Source organism: Roseobacter sp. MH60115, assembly GCF_015644665.1.
Lineage (GTDB): Bacteria > Pseudomonadota > Alphaproteobacteria > Rhodobacterales > Rhodobacteraceae > Roseobacter.
The window spans coordinates 27685-46601 of the sequence record NZ_JADOBQ010000003.1; the positions used below are offsets into that span (position 1 = coordinate 27685).

The 18917-nt window shown below is 61.2% G+C and carries 19 protein-coding genes; 10 read left to right on the plus strand and 9 right to left on the minus strand.

Features of this window, described 5'->3' with window-relative positions:
* Position 1 precedes the first annotated feature (1 nt).
* The 3 genes from ISX84_RS10535 to ISX84_RS10545 are packed head-to-tail and all read right to left on the minus strand — an operon-like array spanning position 2 to position 2064.
* Entirely contained in the window at positions 2 to 529 is a 528-nt protein-coding gene (locus tag ISX84_RS10535) for a gamma carbonic anhydrase family protein (protein ID WP_195820333.1), read from the minus strand.
* Positions 526 to 1170: a guanylate kinase gene (gmk, locus tag ISX84_RS10540; protein ID WP_195820334.1), complete on the minus strand. Its 645-nt coding sequence runs from the start codon at positions 1168 to 1170 to the stop codon at positions 526 to 528. The genes ISX84_RS10535 and gmk overlap by 4 nt, the downstream gene beginning before the upstream one ends.
* A gap of 3 nt (positions 1171 to 1173) precedes the next feature.
* On the minus strand, positions 1174 to 2064 hold the full coding sequence (locus ISX84_RS10545) for a YicC/YloC family endoribonuclease (protein ID WP_195820335.1): 891 nt from the start codon (positions 2062 to 2064) through the stop codon (positions 1174 to 1176).
* A gap of 300 nt (positions 2065 to 2364) precedes the next feature.
* Here ISX84_RS10545 and ISX84_RS10550 point away from each other — a divergent pair, with 300 nt between their 5' ends.
* A complete protein-coding gene (locus ISX84_RS10550) occupies positions 2365 to 3033 on the plus strand; it encodes a PAS domain-containing protein (RefSeq protein ID WP_229884261.1) in 669 nt (222 codons plus the stop codon).
* Positions 3034 to 3175: 142 nt separating this feature from the next.
* On the opposite strand, the gene ISX84_RS10555 is transcribed toward ISX84_RS10550, so the two are convergent.
* Positions 3176 to 4546, minus strand: a complete 1371-nt coding sequence (locus ISX84_RS10555) for a class II 3-deoxy-7-phosphoheptulonate synthase (protein WP_195820337.1) — start codon at positions 4544 to 4546, stop codon at positions 3176 to 3178.
* 190 nt (positions 4547 to 4736) lie between these two features.
* On the opposite strand from ISX84_RS10555, the gene ISX84_RS10560 reads away from it, so the two are divergent.
* Positions 4737 to 5741: a GlxA family transcriptional regulator gene (locus tag ISX84_RS10560; protein WP_195820338.1), complete on the plus strand. Its 1005-nt coding sequence runs from the start codon at positions 4737 to 4739 to the stop codon at positions 5739 to 5741.
* Here the strand turns inward: ISX84_RS10560 and ISX84_RS10565 are convergent, their stop codons facing one another.
* Positions 5742 to 6851, minus strand: coding sequence for a PQQ-dependent sugar dehydrogenase (locus tag ISX84_RS10565; protein WP_195820339.1), 1110 nt, complete (start codon positions 6849 to 6851; stop codon positions 5742 to 5744).
* Between the two features lie 164 nt (positions 6852 to 7015).
* Between ISX84_RS10565 and ISX84_RS10570 the strand changes: the two genes are divergently transcribed.
* The 7 genes from ISX84_RS10570 to ISX84_RS10600 all read left to right on the plus strand — a co-directional run bounded on the left by ISX84_RS10570 (position 7016) and on the right by ISX84_RS10600 (position 13451).
* Positions 7016 to 8206 carry an ABC transporter substrate-binding protein gene (locus ISX84_RS10570; protein WP_195820340.1) on the plus strand — a complete coding sequence of 397 codons (1191 nt, stop codon included), beginning with the start codon at positions 7016 to 7018 and terminating at the stop codon, positions 8204 to 8206.
* A gap of 93 nt (positions 8207 to 8299) precedes the next feature.
* The gene (locus ISX84_RS10575; RefSeq protein ID WP_195820341.1) at positions 8300 to 9082 is read left to right on the plus strand and encodes an ABC transporter ATP-binding protein; all 783 of its coding nucleotides are present in this window, start codon (positions 8300 to 8302) and stop codon (positions 9080 to 9082) included.
* A gap of 88 nt (positions 9083 to 9170) precedes the next feature.
* Complete coding sequence (locus tag ISX84_RS10580; RefSeq protein ID WP_195820342.1) at positions 9171 to 9995, plus strand: ABC transporter ATP-binding protein; 825 nt, start codon at positions 9171 to 9173, stop codon at positions 9993 to 9995.
* 2 nt (positions 9996 to 9997) lie between these two features.
* Positions 9998 to 10438 carry a hypothetical protein gene (locus ISX84_RS10585; RefSeq protein ID WP_195820343.1) on the plus strand — a complete coding sequence of 147 codons (441 nt, stop codon included), beginning with the start codon at positions 9998 to 10000 and terminating at the stop codon, positions 10436 to 10438.
* On the plus strand, positions 10438 to 11448 hold the full coding sequence (locus tag ISX84_RS10590; RefSeq protein ID WP_195820344.1) for a branched-chain amino acid ABC transporter permease: 1011 nt from the start codon (positions 10438 to 10440) through the stop codon (positions 11446 to 11448). The genes ISX84_RS10585 and ISX84_RS10590 overlap by 1 nt, the downstream gene beginning before the upstream one ends.
* A complete protein-coding gene (locus ISX84_RS10595; RefSeq protein WP_195820345.1) occupies positions 11445 to 12749 on the plus strand; it encodes a branched-chain amino acid ABC transporter permease in 1305 nt (434 codons plus the stop codon). The genes ISX84_RS10590 and ISX84_RS10595 overlap by 4 nt, the downstream gene beginning before the upstream one ends.
* A 162-nt stretch (positions 12750 to 12911) precedes the next feature.
* Positions 12912 to 13451 carry a hypothetical protein gene (locus ISX84_RS10600; protein ID WP_195820346.1) on the plus strand — a complete coding sequence of 180 codons (540 nt, stop codon included), beginning with the start codon at positions 12912 to 12914 and terminating at the stop codon, positions 13449 to 13451.
* A gap of 172 nt (positions 13452 to 13623) precedes the next feature.
* Here the strand turns inward: ISX84_RS10600 and ISX84_RS10605 are convergent, their stop codons facing one another.
* Positions 13624 to 15171: a helicase HerA-like domain-containing protein gene (locus ISX84_RS10605; RefSeq protein WP_195820347.1), complete on the minus strand. Its 1548-nt coding sequence runs from the start codon at positions 15169 to 15171 to the stop codon at positions 13624 to 13626.
* A gap of 420 nt (positions 15172 to 15591) precedes the next feature.
* Here ISX84_RS10605 and ISX84_RS10610 point away from each other — a divergent pair, with 420 nt between their 5' ends.
* A complete protein-coding gene (locus ISX84_RS10610) occupies positions 15592 to 16227 on the plus strand; it encodes an invasion associated locus B family protein (protein WP_195820348.1) in 636 nt (211 codons plus the stop codon).
* Positions 16228 to 16280: 53 nt separating this feature from the next.
* Here ISX84_RS10610 and ISX84_RS10615 read toward each other — a convergent pair whose 3' ends face one another.
* Genes ISX84_RS10615 through ISX84_RS10625 form a run of 3 tightly spaced genes read right to left on the minus strand, consistent with a single transcriptional unit; the run spans position 16281 to position 18889 of the window.
* On the minus strand, positions 16281 to 17489 hold the full coding sequence (locus ISX84_RS10615; RefSeq protein ID WP_195820349.1) for a beta-ketoacyl-[acyl-carrier-protein] synthase family protein: 1209 nt from the start codon (positions 17487 to 17489) through the stop codon (positions 16281 to 16283).
* A gap of 7 nt (positions 17490 to 17496) precedes the next feature.
* A complete protein-coding gene (locus ISX84_RS10620; protein WP_195820350.1) occupies positions 17497 to 17754 on the minus strand; it encodes an acyl carrier protein in 258 nt (85 codons plus the stop codon).
* 34 nt (positions 17755 to 17788) lie between these two features.
* Complete coding sequence (locus ISX84_RS10625) at positions 17789 to 18889, minus strand: UDP-3-O-(3-hydroxymyristoyl)glucosamine N-acyltransferase (protein WP_195820351.1); 1101 nt, start codon at positions 18887 to 18889, stop codon at positions 17789 to 17791.
* Positions 18890 to 18917 lie beyond the last annotated feature (28 nt).

Here is an 18917-nt window from a genome sequence, read left to right on the forward strand (position 1 = left end):
ATCAGCCTTCTATCGGGCGCAGTTCATCTCGAAACTTGCGCATGTTTTCCTGGTAATGCAGCGCGCTCAGCGTCAGGCCATGGATCGCTGCCGCATCGAGTTCACGGACGACCTTGCCCGGCACGCCCATCACAAGAGAGCCATCCGGGATCACCTTGTTCTCCGTGATCAACGCGCCCGCACCGATCAGGCAGTTCTTGCCGATTTTAGCCCCGTTCAGCACGGTCGCGCCCATGCCGATCAGGGAATTGTCGCCAATGGTGCAGCCGTGCAGCATCACTTTGTGCCCGATGGTGCAATTTTTGCCTATGGTCAGCGGATAGCCCGCGTCGATGTGAAAGACACAGTTCTCCTGCACGTTCGATCCCTTGCCCACGCGGATTTCCTCGTGATCAGCGCGGATGGTGGTGCCGAACCAGACCGAGGCGCCCTCTTCCAGCACCACCTGCCCCACCAGGTTGGCATCCGGCGCCACCCATGTATCCGCATGCACCTGCGGGCTGTGATCTCCCAAAGCGTAGAGTGTCATGACAGCTCCTCGAATTCCGATTGCAAATGGCGCACGTGTTCGGTCAGCCCCGGTTGCTGGCTGCGCCGCAGGCGCGTTGCCGAAATGATGGTTTTCAGCTTTTCTTCGGTCTCATCCAGATCGTCATTCACGATCACGAAATCATAAGCGCCCCAGTGGCTGATCTCGTCCCAGCTCTTTTCCATACGCCGCGCGATGGTCTCCGCATCGTCCTGACCGCGTTTCTCCAGCCGGTTGCGCAGCTCGCGGATCGAAGGCGGCAGCAGGAAGATCGACAGCGTATGCGCGCCAAGGGCCGAATTGGTGATCTGCTGCGCGCCCTGCCAGTCGATGTCAAAGAGCACGTCCCGGCCCTGATCTATCGTCGCCTGCACCGGCGCCCGAGGGGAGCCGTAGAAATTACCAAAGACATGGGCGTGCTCCAGCATGCCGCCGTGGCTTACCTGCGCCTTGAACGCGGCCTCATCCACGAAATGGTATTCGCGCCCGTCTTCCTCGCCGGGGCGCGCCGCGCGGGTTGTGGCGGAGATCGAGAATTCGATATCCGCGTCCCAGGTCCGCAGGCGCCGCGCCAGCGTCGATTTCCCCGCCCCCGACGGCGAGCTGAGAATGATCAAAAGGCCCCGGCGTGTCGCGGTCATCGTCTACTCCACATTCTGGACTTGTTCGCGCATCTGGTCGATCACCGCCTTCAAAGCCAGACCGCAGCGGGTCAGATCGGTGTTCTGCGCCTTGGCGCAGAGGGTATTGGCCTCGCGATTGAATTCCTGCATCAGGAAATCGAGCTTGCGTCCGACCGGCCCGCCCTGCCCGATCAGGTCGCGCGCCGCCTCGACGTGGGCGGCAAGTCGGTCGATCTCTTCTGTCACGTCGGATTTCACGGCAATCAGCGCGAGTTCCTGCGCCACGCGGTCGGCATCAGCGCCATCGGTATTGTCCATGACCTTGGCCAGATTGCGCCTCAAGGTCTCTGCCAGCGTGCCGCTGCGGGCCTCCGCCAGCCGTGCCGCTTCCGCCGTCAGGGTCGCAACTTCCTCCAGTTGACCCATCAGCACCTTGTGCAGGGCAGCGCCTTCACTGTCGCGCATGGCGTTGAAATCGGCAATCAGGGCCTCCGCCTCCGCCAGCAGCGCCTTTGCCAGGGGTGCGGCATCATCTTCGCTGGTGCTTTGTTCTAGCACGCCCCGCAAGGCGACAATATCGGAGGAGGTCGCAGGCGCCAGAGAGACGCCCGCCTCCATCGCGCGAGCCTCGATCACCGCCATAGCGTCCAGAACGGACGTCAGCTGCGGCTCATTGATCTGCAGGGCGCCTGCCTGCTCATCCCGTGCCAGCCGCAGCGACAGGGTGACATTGCCGCGGGTGACCTGAGCGGCCAGCAGCTTGCGCAGCCCCGCTTCAAGCCCGTCGATCCAGTCCGGCACACGCAACCGCAGATCGAGCCCCTTGCCGTTCACCGCCCGCAATTCCCAGGCCCAGGAATGGGGCGACAGGCTGCCCGTGGCCGAGGAAAAACCAGTCATGGAGCGGATCATCAGTTCTTGCCCTTTCGGCCGTCGTTCCCGCCAGCCTTATGGCGATTCAAGTGGTCAGGGCAACCCCTGCGCGATGCTTCGCCGACCGCAGGCCCTTGCATGTACCGGTTAACCAAATCTAAACATATCCCACCATTTGTAGAAAATTGTTGATATTAAAGTTCCAGTAACCAGTTTGGCACCGTGCAAATAAACGCTATGGGTGCCTTCGTAACGATTTCAGACTGTGCGCAAGCACCGATTTAAGAAAAGGGTTGGGCGATGGACAACGGCGGGCAAAAGACGCACAATGTATTTAGTATGACGCAACGTGTTTCACATTCAGGATTTGCACCAATCGCGCAGTTGGAGGCCTATTGGGAAGCCCTGCGTGGCAACCGTCTGATGCCGAACCGTGCAGAGATTGATCCGCGCGGAATCGAGCAGGCGCTGGAGTATTCCTTCATCGTCGAGAGAATTGCGCCCGGCATTGCCCGGTTGCGTATCGCCGGCAGCCATTTGAGCGATCTGATGGGCATGGAAGTTCGTGGCATGCCGCTGACCTCTTTCATCACGCCGACATCGCGGCGTCAGCTGAGCGATATCCTCGAAGAAGTCTTTGAGACGCCGGCGACATGTTCTTTGGAATTGCGTTCCGAGGCCGGTGCAGGCCTGCCGCCACTGGAGGCGCGCATGGTGCTGATGCCGCTGAAAAGCGACCTCGGCGACGTAAGCCGCATTCTCGGCGCGCTGGTTTCAGTGGGTGAAATGGGCCGCAGCCCGCGCCGGTTCGACGTGGCGCGCAGCGCGCTACGCCCCATCGTAGCAGATGCAGCACTGCCACCTGTGCTTCAAAAGGACAAACCCGCACCGGTGAAAAAGCCCGCGACAACACCGGAGCAGGCGTTCCGCGAGCCCAGCGTACCTTTCCGCAGCGAAACGCCGCGTCAGCACGCGCCTTACCTGCGGCTGGTGAAGTCGGACGACTGACCGCATTTCAGTACCAAAATCCTTTGATCAGGACGGCCGCCCGCACAGAATGTGCGGGTGGTTTTGTTTTGGCAGCCGCCACAAAAAAGCCCGCCCGCAGATACATCCGCAGGCGGGCCTTACCCTGATCGGAGAACCGACGTTACCCCGCAGCCTGATCGCGATGCGCGGCGCGGCGGTTCGACAGCTCATCCGCCACCAGGAACGCCAGTTCCAGAGACTGGCTGGCGTTCAGGCGCGGATCACAGGCGGTATGGTAGCGATCTGACAGGTCTTCATCGCTGACGGCGCGAACACCTCCGGTGCACTCGGTCACGTCTTGCCCGGTCATCTCGAAATGCACGCCCCCCGGCACGGTGCCTTCGGTCGCATGCACGGCAAAGAACTCGCGCACTTCGCGCAGCACGGAATCAAAGGGCCGCGTTTTGTAGCCGGTCGAGGATTTGATCGTATTGCCGTGCATCGCGTCACAGACCCAGGTGACATTGGCCCCCTCTTCGCGGACCGTCTTGATCAGGCGCGGCAGGTGCTCGCCCACGGAGCCCGCGCCGAAACGCGCGATCAGGGTCAGGCGTCCCTCTTCGTTTTCGGGGTTCAACTTGGCCATCAGTACCTTGAGGTCTTCCGACGTCATCGACGGACCCGCCTTCAGGCCGATCGGGTTCTGCACGCCGCTGGCAAACTCGACATGCGCACCATCGGGCTGGCGCGTCCGGTCGCCGATCCAGATCATGTGACCCGAGCCTGCCAGCCACTTGCCGGTGGTGCTGTCGATACGCGTCAGCGCCTCTTCATACTCCAGCAGGAGCGACTCGTGGCTGGTGTAGAATTCCACGGACTTCAGCGTATGGGCCGTATCCCCGTTCACCCCCGCCGCCGTCATGAAGTCCAGCGTGTCGGAAATCCGGTTGGCAATCTCGCGGTAGCGGTCGACCTTCTCGCTCTCGGTGAAGCCCAGCGTCCAGGCGTGCACCTGATGCACATCCGCGTAACCGCCCGTCGAGAACGCGCGGATGAGGTTCAGCGTGGCGGCAGCCTGGGTGTAGGCGCGCAACATCTTCTCCGGGTCCGGGATGCGGGCCTCGGGCGTGAAGTCGAGCTCGTTGATGATATCACCGCGGTAGCTGGGCAGTTCCACACCTTCCACCGTCTCGGTGGGCGCCGAGCGTGGCTTGGCGAATTGCCCGGCCATACGCCCCACTTTGATCACCGGCACCTTGGCCCCATGGGTCAGGACGATGGCCATCTGCAGCATCACCTTGAACGTGTCGCGGATCGCATCCGAGCTGAACTGGTCGAAACTCTCGGCGCAATCACCGCCCTGCAGCAGAAAGGCCTCGCCACGGCCAGCGGCGGCAAGGTGCTTTTTCAGGCGACGGGCCTCACCGGCAAAGACCAGGAGCGGAAATCGGGCAAGCTGGGCCTCGACAGCCTCCAGGGCGGCCTGATCCGGATAATCCGGCATCTGGATCCGCGGTTTGGCGCGCCAGCTTGATTTTGTCCATTCGGTCATTTTTTCTACTCCGGGTTGAGCCCGCATTCCTGCGAGCGCTCACATCTCAGCGCCCTCTATACAAAAGCCTTAGAGCAGTGACCATATCACAAATTCGACCTCTTGACGTGACGTTTCGGTCGTGACCATGTGAGCCAACAGACAGCGGAGAACGCCCCCTGTCCCGGGAAGATAAGATCAAGAGACGGCAATGTCCCAGATGCAACCAGCCCTGCGGAAAGATCCGCCCGCCGACAAACCGAAGCGGTTCGTGTTTGTTTTGCTCGACGATTTCACATTGCTCTGTTTTTCCGCTGCCGTCGAAAGCCTTCGCATCGCAAACCGGATGGCAGGTCGACAGCTCTATGAATGGCGGATCATCGGCGAGGGCGGTGATATCGTCTATGCCTCCTCGGGTAGCGGCTTCAAGCTGGACGGAGATCTGGAAGATCTGAACCGCGACGACACGGTGATGGTCTGTGGCGGCATCGACGTGCAGGCAGCTACCACAAAACGCGTGCTGGGTTGGCTGCGCCGCGAGGCCCGCAAGGGGCTTTTGGTCGGCGGGCTCTGCACTGCTGCCTACACACTCGCCAAGGCGGGGCTGCTGGACGGCAAACGCGCCACGATCCACTGGGAAAATCAGGACAGTTTTTCCGAGGAGTTCCAGGAGGTCGACCTGACGAAATCGGTCTTCGTGGTCGATGGCAACCGGATTACCACCGCTGGCGGGACCTCCTCCATCGATCTGATGCTCAAGCTGATTGCCGATCACCAGGGCGAAGAACTCGCCAATATGGTGGCAGACCAGTTGATCTATGCGTCGATCCGCACCGATCAGGACACGCAGCGCCTGTCGGTGCCGACCCGGATTGGCGTGCGCCACCCGAAGCTCAGCAAAGTCATCCAGATGATGGAGGGCAATATCGAGGAGCCGATCAGCCCGTCGATCCTCGCCAAGAACGTCGGCATGAGCACGCGGCAGCTGGAGCGGCTCTTTCGCCGCTATCTCAACCGCTCGCCCAAGCGCTACTACATGGAATTACGGCTGCAGAAGGCGCGCAACCTGCTGATGCAGACCGATATGAGCGTGATCAACGTGGCCCTGGCCTGTGGCTTTGCCTCACCCTCGCATTTTTCCAAATGCTACCGGTCGCATTATGACACCACGCCCTACCGCGAGCGTGGCAGTCACGCGGCGCGCCTGTCCATCTGATCAGGCGCCCGCGCGCGCCATGCGGTAGACAACCCCGTCGCCTACAGAGACGAACCAGATGCTGCCATCAGGCGCTTCGATCAGGTCACGTACGCGGCTGGTCTGATCAGACTTGATCTGACCGGCCTCACGCGCGGTATTCCCTGACACCTCCAGCCGCGAGATGTAATCGAATTTCAGCGACCCCACAAAGATGTCGCCCCGCCACTCCGGGAACATCTCGCCCTGATAGACCAACAATCCTGAGGGCGCGATGGACGGGTCCCAGTAGTGCAGCGGCTGTTCCATCCCCGGCTTGGTGGCGCCTTCGCCGATCTTGGCCCCGGAGTAATGCCGCCCGTAGGAGATCACCGGCCAGCCGAAGTTGGCGCCTTTCTTCACGCGGTTCAGCTCATCGCCCCCCCGCGCGCCGTGCTCTGACGTCCAGAGCTGCCCGGCGGCGTCAAAGCCTGCGCCCTGCGGGTTGCGGTGTCCAAAGGACCAGATCTCCGGCAACACATCTGCCTGCCCGACAAAGGGATTGTCGCGCGGCACCGACCCGTCCCGATTGATGCGAACAATCGCGCCATTGTGGGTGCTGCGATCCTGCGCGGACGGGCGGTCGCCCCGGTCGCCAATGGTGACAAAGAGCGTCCCATCCGCCGCCTCCACCACGCGACTGCCAAAATGCCGCCCCCCCGCACTGCCGGCGGCCATTTCGAAAAGAACGCGCGGATTTTCCAGACGGGTGGCGTCCTGCGACAGGCGGGCCACCGCCAGCGCCGTCCCGGCACCGCCCCGCTGTGGTTTGGAATAGGTCAGGAAAAGCTCCCGCGTCTGTGCGAAGTCACGCGCCAATGTGATGTCGAGCAGCCCGCCCTGCCCCCGTGCAGCCACATCCGGCACCCCCGCCACCTCGCGGCGTGCGCCATCGCGGAAATGCAGCAGCGCGCCCTCCCGCTCGGTGACCAGCAGACCGCCGTCCGGCATCAGGGCAATCCCCCAGGGCGTATCGAGCCCCTCTGCCATCGGCGATAGGGTGATCCGCGTGTCGGCCTGCACCGCCATGACCGCAAAGGTACTGAACAAGGCAGAGAGGATGAGGGCTCTCACTGGAAATCGGCGGGTCATCTGTCGGGTCTCCCAAGCTGCGCTTACCTGATGGAAATAGGCGAAAAGCCCGGTTTCTCAAGGCGCGCTGACCCGATTGTGAGGCCCTCGAAAAGCGCTTTTCTTTTGAGCACGGCGCGCATAACCTGTCGCCCGAACGTGATGTTCCAATATGGGAGAAAACAATGAAAAAGATGCTTTTGGCCTCCACGGCTGCAGCACTTGTCGCGACCTCTGCGTTGGCAGGTGGTCACGCAAAGGAAGTAAAACTGGGCATTCTCATCGGCTTCACCGGCCCGATTGAATCGCTGACCGGTCCGATGGCGGCGGGTGCTGAATTGGCGATGAGCGAAGTGACTGAGAGCGGCAAGCTGCTGGATGCAGCCAAGGTGACGCCGATGCGGGCGGATACCGGCTGTATCGACAACGGCCTGTCCACCTCCAACGGGGAACGCCTGATTGCGGATGGTGCGCATGGCATCATTGGCGGCGACTGCTCCGGCGTGACCGGCGCGATCCTGCAGAACGTGGCGATCCCGAACGGCATGGTGATGATCTCGCCCTCCGCCACATCGCCGGGCCTGTCCACGGTTGAAGACAATGATCTCTTCTTCCGCACCGCCCCGTCGGATGCGCGCGAAGGCCAGGTCATGGCCGAGATCCTGCAGGAGCGCGGCGTGCAATCCATCGCTTTGACCTACACCAACAACGACTACGGCAAAGGTCTGGCCGATGCGATTGAAAGCAACTTCAAGGAAGTTGGTGGTGAAGTGACCATCGTCGCGGCCCATGAAGACGGCAAAGCGGATTATTCCGCGGAGATGGGCGCGCTGGCCTCTGCCGGGGGCGATCTGCTGGTCGTTGCCGGGTATCTGGACCAGGGGGGTCTGGGCATCATCAACGCGGCGCTGGACACAGGCGCGTTTGACACCTTCGGCCTGCCCGGTGGCATGATCGGCGACAGCCTGCCGGCAAATGTCGGGGATGCGCTGAACGGCTCCTACGGTCAGATCGCAGGCTCCGGCGGTGAGGGCATCGAAAAGCTGACCGCGATGGCCGGTGACGCGTTCGACGCCACCTCGCCCTACACGCCCGAAAGCTATGATGCGGCGGCACTCTTCATGCTGGCCATGCAGGCGGCGGACAGCACCGACCCTGCGGACTATGGCAAGCACATCCTCGATGTGGCCAATGCGCCCGGTGAAAAGATCTACCCCGGTGAGCTGGGCAAGGCGCTCGACATCATTCGCGAAGGCGGCGACGTGGACTATGTCGGTGCCTCGGCGGTTGAGCTGATCGGCCCCGGCGAATCCGCGGGCACCTACCGCATGATCGAAGTGAAGGATGGCAAGAACGAAACCATCGGTTTCAAGTAATCCGTCCCGTAAGACAACGAACGGCCCGACGCTTTGCGCGCCGGGCCGTTCCAATGATACAAGGCGCCAATGCAGCGCCGACGGGGAAAACATATGATCGTCGTAGACGACATTCATAAGCACTTCGGCGGTTTTCACGCCGTGGATGGTGCGTCGCTGGAAATCGAACAGGGCAGGATCACCGGGCTGATCGGCCCGAACGGCGCGGGAAAAACAACTCTTTTCAATGTGATCGCGGGCGTTCTTCAACCAACCTTTGGCCGTGTGACGATGCAGGGCGAGGACATCACCGGCCTGCCGCCGCACACGCTCTTCCACAAGGGGCTCTTGCGCACCTTCCAGATCGCGCATGAGTTTTCGTCCATGACCTGTCGCGAGAACCTGATGATGGTGCCGGGCGCGCAGTCGGGTGAGACGCTCTGGAACACCTGGTTCGGGCGCAAGCGCATCGCCGATGAGGAACGCGCCTTGCGGGCCAAGGCCGATGAGGTGCTGGAATTCCTGACCGTGGAGCATTTGGCGGACCACAAGGCGGGCCAGATCTCCGGCGGGCAGAAGAAGCTGCTGGAACTGGGGCGCACCATGATGGTGGATGCCAAGATCGTCTTTCTGGACGAGGTCGGCGCAGGCGTGAACCGCACACTGCTGAACACGATTGGTGATGCGATTATCCGGCTCAACCAGGATCGGGGCTATACTTTCGTGGTCATCGAACATGACATGGATTTCATCGGGCGCCTGTGCGACCCGGTGATCTGCATGGCCGAGGGCAAGGTGTTGGCGCAGGGCACGCTGGACGAGATCAAGGCGAATGAGCAGGTGATCGAAGCCTATCTCGGCACCGGCCTGAAGAACAAGGACAAGGTGGGCGCATGAGCATCGGTCGGATATGCTGGCCGCTGCGCGGCGGATTTCATGCCTCCGGCGGGGATATTTGTGGCCAGAAGAAGCGGGAGTGGTTCGGATGAGCACTGATCCCTATTCCGACCGCGGCAACAAGGACCTGTCGCTGGGTAATCCCAGGGGCATGGGCACCGCGACGCCGGTGAAACCGGGCGGCAAGGCGTATGCCTCTGCCGGTGGGCCGTTCCTGATTGGTGAGGCGATGACGGGCGGCTATGGGAACGGCCCCGACATTCTGCACGATTGCACCATTGCGGTGGACCGTGGCGAAATCGCGGTGATCGTCGGGCCAAACGGGGCAGGCAAATCGACTGGCATGAAAGCGGTGTTCGGCATGCTGAACCTGCGCGCGGGGCATGTGAAGCTGGATGGCGAGGATATCACCGCGCTTTCTCCGCAGGACCGGGTGGCCAAGGGCATGGGGTTTGTGCCGCAGACGTCGAACATCTTCACCTCCATGACCGTTGAGGAGAACCTGGAGATGGGCGCGTTTATCCGCACGGATGACATCAGGCCCACGATGGAGCAGATCTATGATCTGTTTCCGATCCTGCGCGACAAGCGACGGCAACCGGCAGGTGAGCTGTCGGGGGGGCAGCGGCAGCAGGTGGCGGTGGGCCGGGCGCTGATGACGCAACCGAAGGTGTTGATGCTGGATGAGCCGACGGCGGGAGTGTCGCCGATCGTGATGGATGAGCTTTTCGACCGCATCATCGAAGTGGCGCGCACGGGCATCCCGATCCTGATGGTGGAACAGAACGCGCGGCAGGCACTGGAGATCGCCGACAAGGGCTATGTGCTGGTGCAGGGGCGGAATGCCTATACGGGAACGGGCAAGGAATTGCTCGCCGACCCTGAAGTGCGCAAGTCGTTTTTGGGAGGGTAGAGGTGTCCACGAAACGTTTGTTCTTTGGAATGGTGATCATCGTAGCACTCATCGGCGTCTCTAGCTTTGAACTCTCAAAGAGGTCGACAGCAGAGCAATTGACGGACCCTCTGGTCGCATTCGCGATGAAACCAGCCAAATGTGCTGTGACGATGGTCTGTCGGGATGATCATGACTGCAGTGACGCGCAGACAACACTTGAAATCGACGTCAAGAAATCCGACGAAAACGAAAAATATGAGGTTTCGATACGCGAAGGATCTTCGCACTATTGGATAAACCCTATCCCTTGGGAGGAAAACGCTTCCTTCTTTCTAGGCATGCATAATGAAGGATATACGATGCTTGTCAGGAACGCTGACGGGCGGATGGTCATGACTAAATACTTCGGCTCCACGGCCGCCGTCGTTACCAGTTTTGGTGTGTGTGAGGCAATCAGCTGATGGACTTTCTCAACGCCTTCATCGCCCTCTCGAATTTCGTGATTATCCCCGCTGTGGCCTATGGCTCGCAACTGGCGCTTGGGGCGCTGGGAGTTACGCTGATCTACGGCATTCTGCGGTTCTCGAACTTTGCCCATGGGGACACGATGGCCTTTGGGGCGATGGTGACCGTGTTGGTGACCTGGCTCTTTCAAAGCTGGGGAATTTCGCTGGGGCCGCTGCCCACCGCGCTGCTCGCCCTGCCCTTTGGCATCCTTGGTTGTATGGCGCTGGTGCTGACCACCGACCGGGTTGTCTATCGGTTTTATCGCGCGCAAAAGGCCAAGCCGGTGATTTTCGTGATTGTGAGCCTCGGCGTCACCTTCGTGCTCAACGGGCTGGTGCGGTTCATCATCGGACCGGATGACCAGCGGTTTCTGGATGGCGAACGCTTTATCATCTCGGCCCGCACCTTCCGCGAGATGACGGGCCTGCGTGAGGGGTTGGCGTTCAAGACAACGCAGGGCATCACCATCCTGACGGCGGTGATTGTCGTTGCCCTGCTCTTTTGGTTCCTCAACCGCACCCGGACGGGCAAGTCCATGCGGGCCTATTCCGACAATGAAGACCTGGCGCTGCTCTCGGGCATTAATCCTGAACGGGTGGTGATGATCACCTGGCTGATCGTGGCGGGGCTGGCGACCATCGCAGGCGTGCTCTACGGGCTCGACAAGAGCTTCAAACCCTTTACCTATTTCCAGTTGCTGCTGCCGATCTTCGCCAGCGCCATCGTGGGCGGCCTGGGCAATCCGCTGGGGGCGATTGCCGGCGGGTTTGTCATCGCCTTTTCCGAAGTGACCGTGACCTATGCCTGGAAGAAGGTGGTGACCTATGTCGTGCCGGAAAGCATGGCGCCGGACACCTTGGTGCAGCTGCTCTCCACCGACTACAAGCTGGCGGTCAGCTTTGTCATCTTGCTGATCGTACTACTGGTCAAACCGACAGGCCTGTTCTCGGGGAAAGCGGTATGAGTGCCTCTGTGAAAAACCTGATCCTTTTCGCCACCGTCTTCGCGATGATCCCGCTGATCGCGCAGTTTCAGGGCTGGAATGCCGCGCTTTTCGTGCTCAACATGGGGCTTATTTCCGCGATTATGGCGCTGGGGGTGAACCTGCAGTGGGGGTTTGCCGGGCTCTTCAACGTGGGCATCATGGGGTTCGTGGCGCTGGGGGGATTGGCCGCCGTGCTGGTGGGCATGCCGGTGACGCCGGGTGCGTGGCAAGCGGGCGGTTTCGGCATCGTCGCCAGCCTGTTTCTCGGCGCGCTGACCATCGGGATTGCCATTATCGTCGCGGGGCGCATGGCCAAAGGCTGGACCCGCTCGCTGGTGGTGTTCGGCATTCTGGTGGTGGGGTTCCTGATCTACCGGGGGCTCTTCGATCCGTCGGTCGAAGCGGTTGAGGCGATTGAGCCTGCGCTTACGGGCTATCTTGGCGGCCTTGGTCTACCGGTGATCCTGGCCTGGCCGGTGGGCGGCTTGCTGGCCGCAGGCGCGGCCTGGATCATCGGCAAGACAGCACTGGGTCTGCGATCCGATTATCTGGCCATTGCAACGCTGGGGATTGCGGAGATCATCATCGCCATTCTCAAGAACGAAGACTGGCTGTCGCGCGGGGTGAAGAACGTGGTCGGCGTGCCCCGGCCCGTGCCCTATGAAATCAATCTGCAGAATGATCCGGTCTTCGTGGAGCGGGCCGCAGGCTTTGGTGTCGATGCCGTGACGGCCTCGACCATCTACGTAAAGCTGCTCTACTGCGGGCTTTTCGCCTTTGTGCTGGTGCTGCTCTTGTGGCTGGCGCAACAGGCGCTGAACAGCCCCTGGGGCCGGATGATGCGGGCCATTCGCGACAATGAGGTCGCGGCGGAGGCCATGGGCAAGGATGTGACCGCGCGGCATTTGCAGGTGTTCATTCTGGGCTCGGCCATCTGCGGCATCGCGGGCGCGATGATGACCACGCTGGACGGGCAGCTGACGCCCGGTACCTATCAGCCGCTGCGCTTCACCTTCCTCGTCTGGGTGATGGTGATCGTCGGTGGGTCGGGCAACAACCTCGGCGCTGTTCTGGGCGGCATGCTGATCTACCTGATGTGGGATCAGGGCGAGACGATCGGCCTGCAGGTGATGGAGTGGATCACGGCGGGCTTGCCGGATGGCAGCGCGGTCAAAGCGCATCTGATCGCTTCAGCGGCGCATATGCGGCTGCTGACCATAGGGGTGCTTTTGCTGCTGGTGCTGCGGTTCAGCCCACGAGGGTTGATTCCAGAGCGCTAACCAGTCGCTCGTCACTAAGCAAAAATGATTTCGCTGCCTTCAGGACCATGGCTGAACTTGTTAAAATCATTGGTAAAAACGGATTTTCTTAAACGATAGCTTCAGATTCTCCAGCTACGACTGCAAGTGGTAGTGTTTTTGTAAATCAGGAGCAGTGTTAGCATGGTATCTTTAGTCAGTATGAACATCGCGACCAGTCTGATTGGTCAAGCAAATGCCAACGCGGCCCAGCTGAACAATCAACAGAACGGGACGTCATTGCCGGACCCTGTGCTTGCAGCGACATCCGAGCCGTCGAAAAAAGGTGACGAACCTTTTGCTAAGAACCTGAGCCGATCTCTTGCTGACCAGCAAACAGAAGCGGCGTTGACACAAATCAAGCTGGAAGCGCAGGCGAAGGAAAGTTCTGAAAAAGGAGATGCCTGGGGCTTTGCAGCCGCAACGGTAGCGCGCATTGAGTACTCAAAAGTCGCCAAGGAAATCGCCAGCGAAGTGGCATCGAAAAATCAGGCGGAGGCTGCCAGAGGCGTTGCTGCAATTGAGCTCGGTATCAAGCAGGACATCTCGGAGATGATCGCAGAGACCACCGATACGGATGCGGATAAGACCGACAGCGGAAAAGCCGATGCTAGCGATGCCATGGATAAAGCCGCTGAGAAAGCCGAAGAAGCTGTAGAAGCGATGACGGACGTGCGAGTGTAGGTTCATCTGCACGCCCGGCGGTATGAGTACCACCGGGCTCAAATATCGACGAAACCGGCGATTGGGAGCATAGCAATGACCAATGCAAGCTTTCTTAAGGTGGTCATCACGGTGAACCTTCAAGCGAGTTTGACGCAACAAACGAATTCATACAGGCGTGACGCTGCGCCCATCATCGCCCCTTGAACAACCCGCCCAAGATACCGCGGACGAGGCGGCGGCCGGTGGTGCCGGAGAGCTCCTTGATCACCGCGTTGGCGACGGCGCCGCCGAGGGTTTTGCTCTGGCGGCGGCTCGCGCGAGAGGTGGAGCGGGCGACGCGGGCGCCGGTGTAGCGGCGGGCGGCGCTGAATTCGCGGGCGAGTGGGGACTCTTCCTCCTCGGCGGCTTCTTCGGCTTTTGCGGCCTCTTTAGCGGCCTGGTCGGCGCGCTGTTTGAGGATTTCGAAGGCGGATTTGCGGTCCACAGGATCATCGTACTTCCCGGCCATGTCGGAACCCGTCATGATCTGGGCACGCTCCACCTTGGTGATCGGCCCCAGCTGCGACGACGGCGGGCGGATCAGGGTGCGCTCGACAATCCCCGGTACGCCCTTTTTCTGCAGCATGGAGGTGACGGCCTCGCCGACGCCGACCTCGCGGATCGCCTCTTCGGTCTCGAAAGCCGGGTTCTCGCGGTAGGTCTCGGCGGCCATGCGCAATTCCTTGCGGTCCTTCGCGGTAAAAGCGCGGAGCGCGTGTTGGATGCGGTTGCCCAGTTGGCCCAAGATGTCTTCGGGCACATCCGCCGGGTTCTGGGTGATGAAATAGACGCCGACGCCCTTGGAGCGGATCAGGCGCGCCACCTGTTCGACCTTATCGACCAGCGCCTTGGGGGCGTCGTCGAACAAGAGATGCGCTTCGTCGAAAAAGAAGACCAATTTGGGTTTGTCGGGGTCACCCACCTCGGGCAGTTCCTCGAAGAGCTCAGACAGCAGCCAGAGCAGGAACGTCGCATAAAGCCCCGGAGCGCCCATCAGCTTGTCGGCGGCGAGGATGTTGATTTCGCCCTTGCCCGTGGCGTCAACACGCATCAGATCGGAGAGCGCCAGTGCCGGTTCTCCGAAGAGCCCTGCCCCGCCCTGATTTTCCAGCACCAGCAGACGACGCTGGATCGCGCCAATGGACGCGGAGGAGACATTACCGTAGCGCAGCGACAGATCCTTGGCGTTCTCGCCGATCCAGACCAGCAGGGATTGCAGATCCTTCAGATCCAGCAGCGGCATCCCGTCCTCATCTGCGAGCCGAAAGGCGATGTTCAGAATACCTTCCTGCGCCTCGGTCAATTCCAGCAGACGGGCCAGCAACAGCGGGCCCATTTCGGAAACCGTGGTGCGCACCGGGTGGCCCTGATCGCCGAAAAGATCCCAAAACGTCACCGGAAATGCCTCGTAAACGTAGTCGGTGAAGCCGATGGTGCCCGCGCGCTCGGTGAAAGGCCCGTGCAGTTTGTGATCCGCCGTCCCGGCCTTGGCCAGCCCGGACAGATCCCCTTTTACGTCCGACAGGAAGACCGGCACCCCCGCCTTGGAAAACCCTTCGGCGAGGATCTGCAGCGTAACGGTCTTGCCCGTGCCCGTGGCGCCCGCGATCAGCCCGTGGCGGTTGGCATAGCCAAGGCTGAGATGTTGCTGCACGCCGTAGTCCGGCCCGCCGCCGCCGATAAAGATGTCTGATGTCACGCCAAAGGCCCCCGCTGAAAAAACACGTCCCCTGACCATACGATTTTAACCTTTGAGGGCCATAGTCAATTTGCCCGGCTGGTGGTTATGTCCTTCCCGGCCTGGGCATCCTCCCTGTCAGACTGGCCGTGCCGATTTTCGGTACGGCCCTTTTTACACGATGATTTTATCCTATCAGTCTCAATTTCTACGACTTTCCGGTTGACGGCACGAAACCGGTTGCGTAGCCTTTTGCCAATAAGTCGGCCAGTCCGACGGGGAGAAGAAAATTTGGGAAGGGATGCATTGCGCATCCCTTTTCTTATTGAACGGCCCTGGCCATAAAAAACTGCCGGGTCACACAGCGATTTCATGCGCATGGGACTGACACTGCGCAGACCACATGGTACACCGCAGAAAACCCATGAACACGGAGCAATCATGCCCAAGCTGACGTCCTTTTATTCCACTGCAACAGCGCTGTCCCTGCCGCTGATCCTTGCCGCGTCGATGGCAATGGCCCAATCTACAGAGACCGAAGAGCCCGCCGATGAACCTGCACAGGAAACACCCGGTCCTGCGGATGGTCTGAGCCTTGGCGAGGAGGCCACCGAAGGTCCGAAAGTCGGCGAAACCTACGTCAAGGAAACATATGGCGACTGGAGCATGCGGTGCATCAAGACGGAGGAAGGCGAGGACCCCTGCCAGATGTACCAGCTTCTGGCCGATGGCGAGGGGACGCCCATCTCCGAGTTTACCCTGTTCCGCCTGCCGGATGGCGGACAGGCCCGCGCCGGTGCCACGGTGATCGTCCCGCTGGAAACCTCGCTAGCTGCGCAGCTGACCGTCAAGATCGACAGCAACCCCGCCAAACGCTATCCTTTCGCATTCTGTAACAGCATTGGGTGTTACGCGCGGATTGGGCTGACCCAGCAGGACATCGACGGCTTCAAGAAGGGCAATCAGGCGGTGCTGACCATCGTGCCGGTGCTGGCGCCGGATCAGAAAGTCGATGTGTCCCTCTCCCTGACCGGCTTCACGGCGGCCTACGACAATGTGTCTGTAATCGAACAGTAAACCGATCAGAGACCTTCAAACCGGCCGTTCCCGCATCGGGGGCGGCCTTTTTGTTATGCAGCGCGCAGGGCCAGCACCGCGTTCATACCGCCAAAGGCAAAGGCGTTGGAGATCGCGACCTTGATCTTGGCCTCACGGGCCTCGTTCGGCACCACGTCCAGCGCGCATTCCGGATCAGGCTCTTCATAGCCGATGGTGGGCGCGATAATCCCGTCCCGCAGCGCCATGATGCAGGCCAGCAGTTCCACCGCGCCGGTACCGCCGATCAGGTGCCCGTGCATCGATTTGGTGGAAGAGATCATCAGCTTGTCGGCGTGTGGTCCAAAGACATCCGCCACTGCCGCGCATTCGGTCTTGTCATTGGCTGCGGTGCCGGTGCCATGGGCGTTGATATATCCCACTTCGTCGCGATCGATCCCGGCGTCGGCGAGCGCACCGGCCATGGCCCGGGACGCGCCGTTCTTGGACGGCATCACGATGTCGCTGGCGTCCGAGGACATGGCAAACCCCGCCACCTCGCAAAGGATGTCCGCCCCCCGCGCCCGTGCGTGTTCGTATTCTTCAAAGACGAACACGCCCGCGCCCTCCCCCTGCACCATGCCGTTGCGGTTGGCCGAGAACGGACGGCAGGCATCGCGGCTCATGACGCGCAAGCCCTCCCAGGCCTTCACGCCACCAAAACAGAGCATGCTTTCCGATCCCCCCGTCACCATGGCCGGTGCCATGCCGGAGCGGACCATGGAAAACGCTTGGGCCATCGCGTGGTTCGACGAGGCGCAGGCTGTGGACACCGTAAAGGAGGGCCCTTTGAGGTTGTGTTCCATGCTCACATGCGAGGCCGCGGCATTGTTCATCAGCTTCGGCACGACAAAGGGATGCACGCGGTTTTTGCCGTCCTCATAGACGGAGCGGTAGTTGTCGTCCCAGGTGCTGACACCACCGCCCGCCGTGCCCAGAACGACACCGGATTTGGCCGCGAGTTCACCGCTGAAAGTTAGGCCCGACTGGTCGATGGCTTCCTTGGCCGCGGCGAGCGTGAATTGCGTGAACCGGTCATAGAGCGACATCTGCTGGCGGTTGTAACGGCCTTCGGCCTCAAAGCCGCGCACCTGCCCGCCGATCTGGATCGACAGGCGGTCCACGTCCCGCAATTCGAGCGCGGCGATGCCGCACACACCCTCGCGCATCGCCGTCAACGTCGAGGGCACATCATGCCCCAGCGCGTTGATGGTCCCTGCCCCGGTGATGACCACGCGTTTCATGAGGGGGTCAACTCTGCTCCGCTTGCAGGCGTTCGATACCCGCCACGATAGAGGCCACGGTGGAGATATCGAAATCCGAGGCCTTGGGATCGTTGGCATTGAACGGCACGGAGATATCAAAGGCCTCCTCGATGGAGAAAATGCTCTCCACCAGCCCGAGACTGTCGATCCCGAGATCTTCGAGCGTGCTGTTCATGGTGACATCGGATGGCTCAAGAACAGCCTGTTCCGCGATGATGGCGATGACTTTGTCTTTCGTGCTCACGCGCTCAATCCTCCGGACTTACCCGCTCTTGGATTTAGTCACTCTCACCTGATTTGAAAACCGCTTTCTGCAGGGCCGCAACGTCACGCAGGATGCGCGGCAGACGGCGCGTGGCTTTGTAGCTTTCAACGTGGGTTTCCATCTTCACCGCCGGGTAGCCAAGGATAGAGCGCCCTGCAGGCACGTTGGAGAGGATCTTGCTGCCCCCACCCGCGATCACACCGTCCCCGATGAAGATATTGTCGCTGACACCGACCTGCCCGCCAAGGATCACGTAGTTGCCAATGTCAACCGACCCCGCAATGCCCACGCAGCCGCAGAGCAGGCAATCGGTGCCGATGACGCAGTTGTGGCCGATGTGTACGAGGTTATCGATCTTGGTGCGATCGCCCACGATGGTGTCGCGGATGGTGCCGCAATCGATGACGGAATTCATGCCGATCTCGATGTCATCGCCCAGCGTCACCGCGCCCAGCGAATGAATGCGGGTCCAGGATTGCGCCTCTGTCTCCTGCTGGTCGCCCAGCGTGCTGCGCGTTGCTTCGACGGCAGAGCGGTCCGGCGTCACAAAGGAAAAACCGTCACCACCAATGCGCGCGCCGGGCTGCGCGATGAACCGCGCGCCAATACGGACGCGGGCGCCGATGCCCACGCCTTCGCGCAGAAAAGCGTCCTCGCCCACTTCCGCGTTCCAGCCGATGAAACACTGCGGGCCGATAACGGAGCGCGCGCCGATCTTTGCACCCGCACCAATCACCGTGAAGGGTCCGACGCTAACGCCCGCGCCCAATTCCGCCGTCGGGTCGATCACCGCAGAGGGATGGATACCCGCGCCGAACCCCTGACCGGGGTCCATCAGCCTGGTGATGCCAGACATCGCATAGCGCGGGCGGTTGGGAATGATCGCCGCTTTCAGCCCCAGCGCTTCCCAGTCCGCCCCCTGCCAGAGCAGCGCGGCACGCGCCTGACCTGCGCTCAGCGCATCGGCATAGCTCTGGCTGGTCGCGATGGCGATATCATCGGGGCCCGCCGTCTTCGGTTCCGAGGCGCGGCTGACCCGCAGGCTCGTATCACCAAAGGCGTCCGCTCCCAGCGCGGCGGCAATCTCCTGAACGCTGTGGCTTGTCTCTGTCATGGCTCTGCCCCCGCTCTGATCCGGGCGC

Excerpts from the sequence above, each read along its gene's own strand:
- ISX84_RS10535 (WP_195820333.1), bottom strand. The coding sequence starts at position 529 with ATGACACTCTACGCTTTGGGAGATCACAGCCCGCAGGTGCATGCGGAT.
- gmk (WP_195820334.1), bottom strand. The coding sequence starts at position 1,170 with ATGACCGCGACACGCCGGGGCCTTTTGATCATTCTCAGCTCGCCGTCG.
- ISX84_RS10545 (WP_195820335.1), bottom strand. The coding sequence starts at position 2,064 with ATGATCCGCTCCATGACTGGTTTTTCCTCGGCCACGGGCAGCCTGTCG.
- ISX84_RS10550 (WP_229884261.1), top strand. The coding sequence starts at position 2,365 with ATGACGCAACGTGTTTCACATTCAGGATTTGCACCAATCGCGCAGTTG.
- ISX84_RS10555 (WP_195820337.1), bottom strand. The coding sequence starts at position 4,546 with ATGACCGAATGGACAAAATCAAGCTGGCGCGCCAAACCGCGGATCCAG.
- ISX84_RS10560 (WP_195820338.1), top strand. The coding sequence starts at position 4,737 with ATGTCCCAGATGCAACCAGCCCTGCGGAAAGATCCGCCCGCCGACAAA.
- ISX84_RS10565 (WP_195820339.1), bottom strand. The coding sequence starts at position 6,851 with ATGACCCGCCGATTTCCAGTGAGAGCCCTCATCCTCTCTGCCTTGTTC.
- ISX84_RS10570 (WP_195820340.1), top strand. The coding sequence starts at position 7,016 with ATGAAAAAGATGCTTTTGGCCTCCACGGCTGCAGCACTTGTCGCGACC.
- ISX84_RS10575 (WP_195820341.1), top strand. The coding sequence starts at position 8,300 with ATGATCGTCGTAGACGACATTCATAAGCACTTCGGCGGTTTTCACGCC.
- ISX84_RS10580 (WP_195820342.1), top strand. The coding sequence starts at position 9,171 with ATGAGCACTGATCCCTATTCCGACCGCGGCAACAAGGACCTGTCGCTG.
- ISX84_RS10590 (WP_195820344.1), top strand. The coding sequence starts at position 10,438 with ATGGACTTTCTCAACGCCTTCATCGCCCTCTCGAATTTCGTGATTATC.
- ISX84_RS10595 (WP_195820345.1), top strand. The coding sequence starts at position 11,445 with ATGAGTGCCTCTGTGAAAAACCTGATCCTTTTCGCCACCGTCTTCGCG.
- ISX84_RS10600 (WP_195820346.1), top strand. The coding sequence starts at position 12,912 with ATGGTATCTTTAGTCAGTATGAACATCGCGACCAGTCTGATTGGTCAA.
- ISX84_RS10610 (WP_195820348.1), top strand. The coding sequence starts at position 15,592 with ATGCCCAAGCTGACGTCCTTTTATTCCACTGCAACAGCGCTGTCCCTG.
- ISX84_RS10615 (WP_195820349.1), bottom strand. The coding sequence starts at position 17,489 with ATGAAACGCGTGGTCATCACCGGGGCAGGGACCATCAACGCGCTGGGG.
- ISX84_RS10625 (WP_195820351.1), bottom strand. The coding sequence starts at position 18,889 with ATGACAGAGACAAGCCACAGCGTTCAGGAGATTGCCGCCGCGCTGGGA.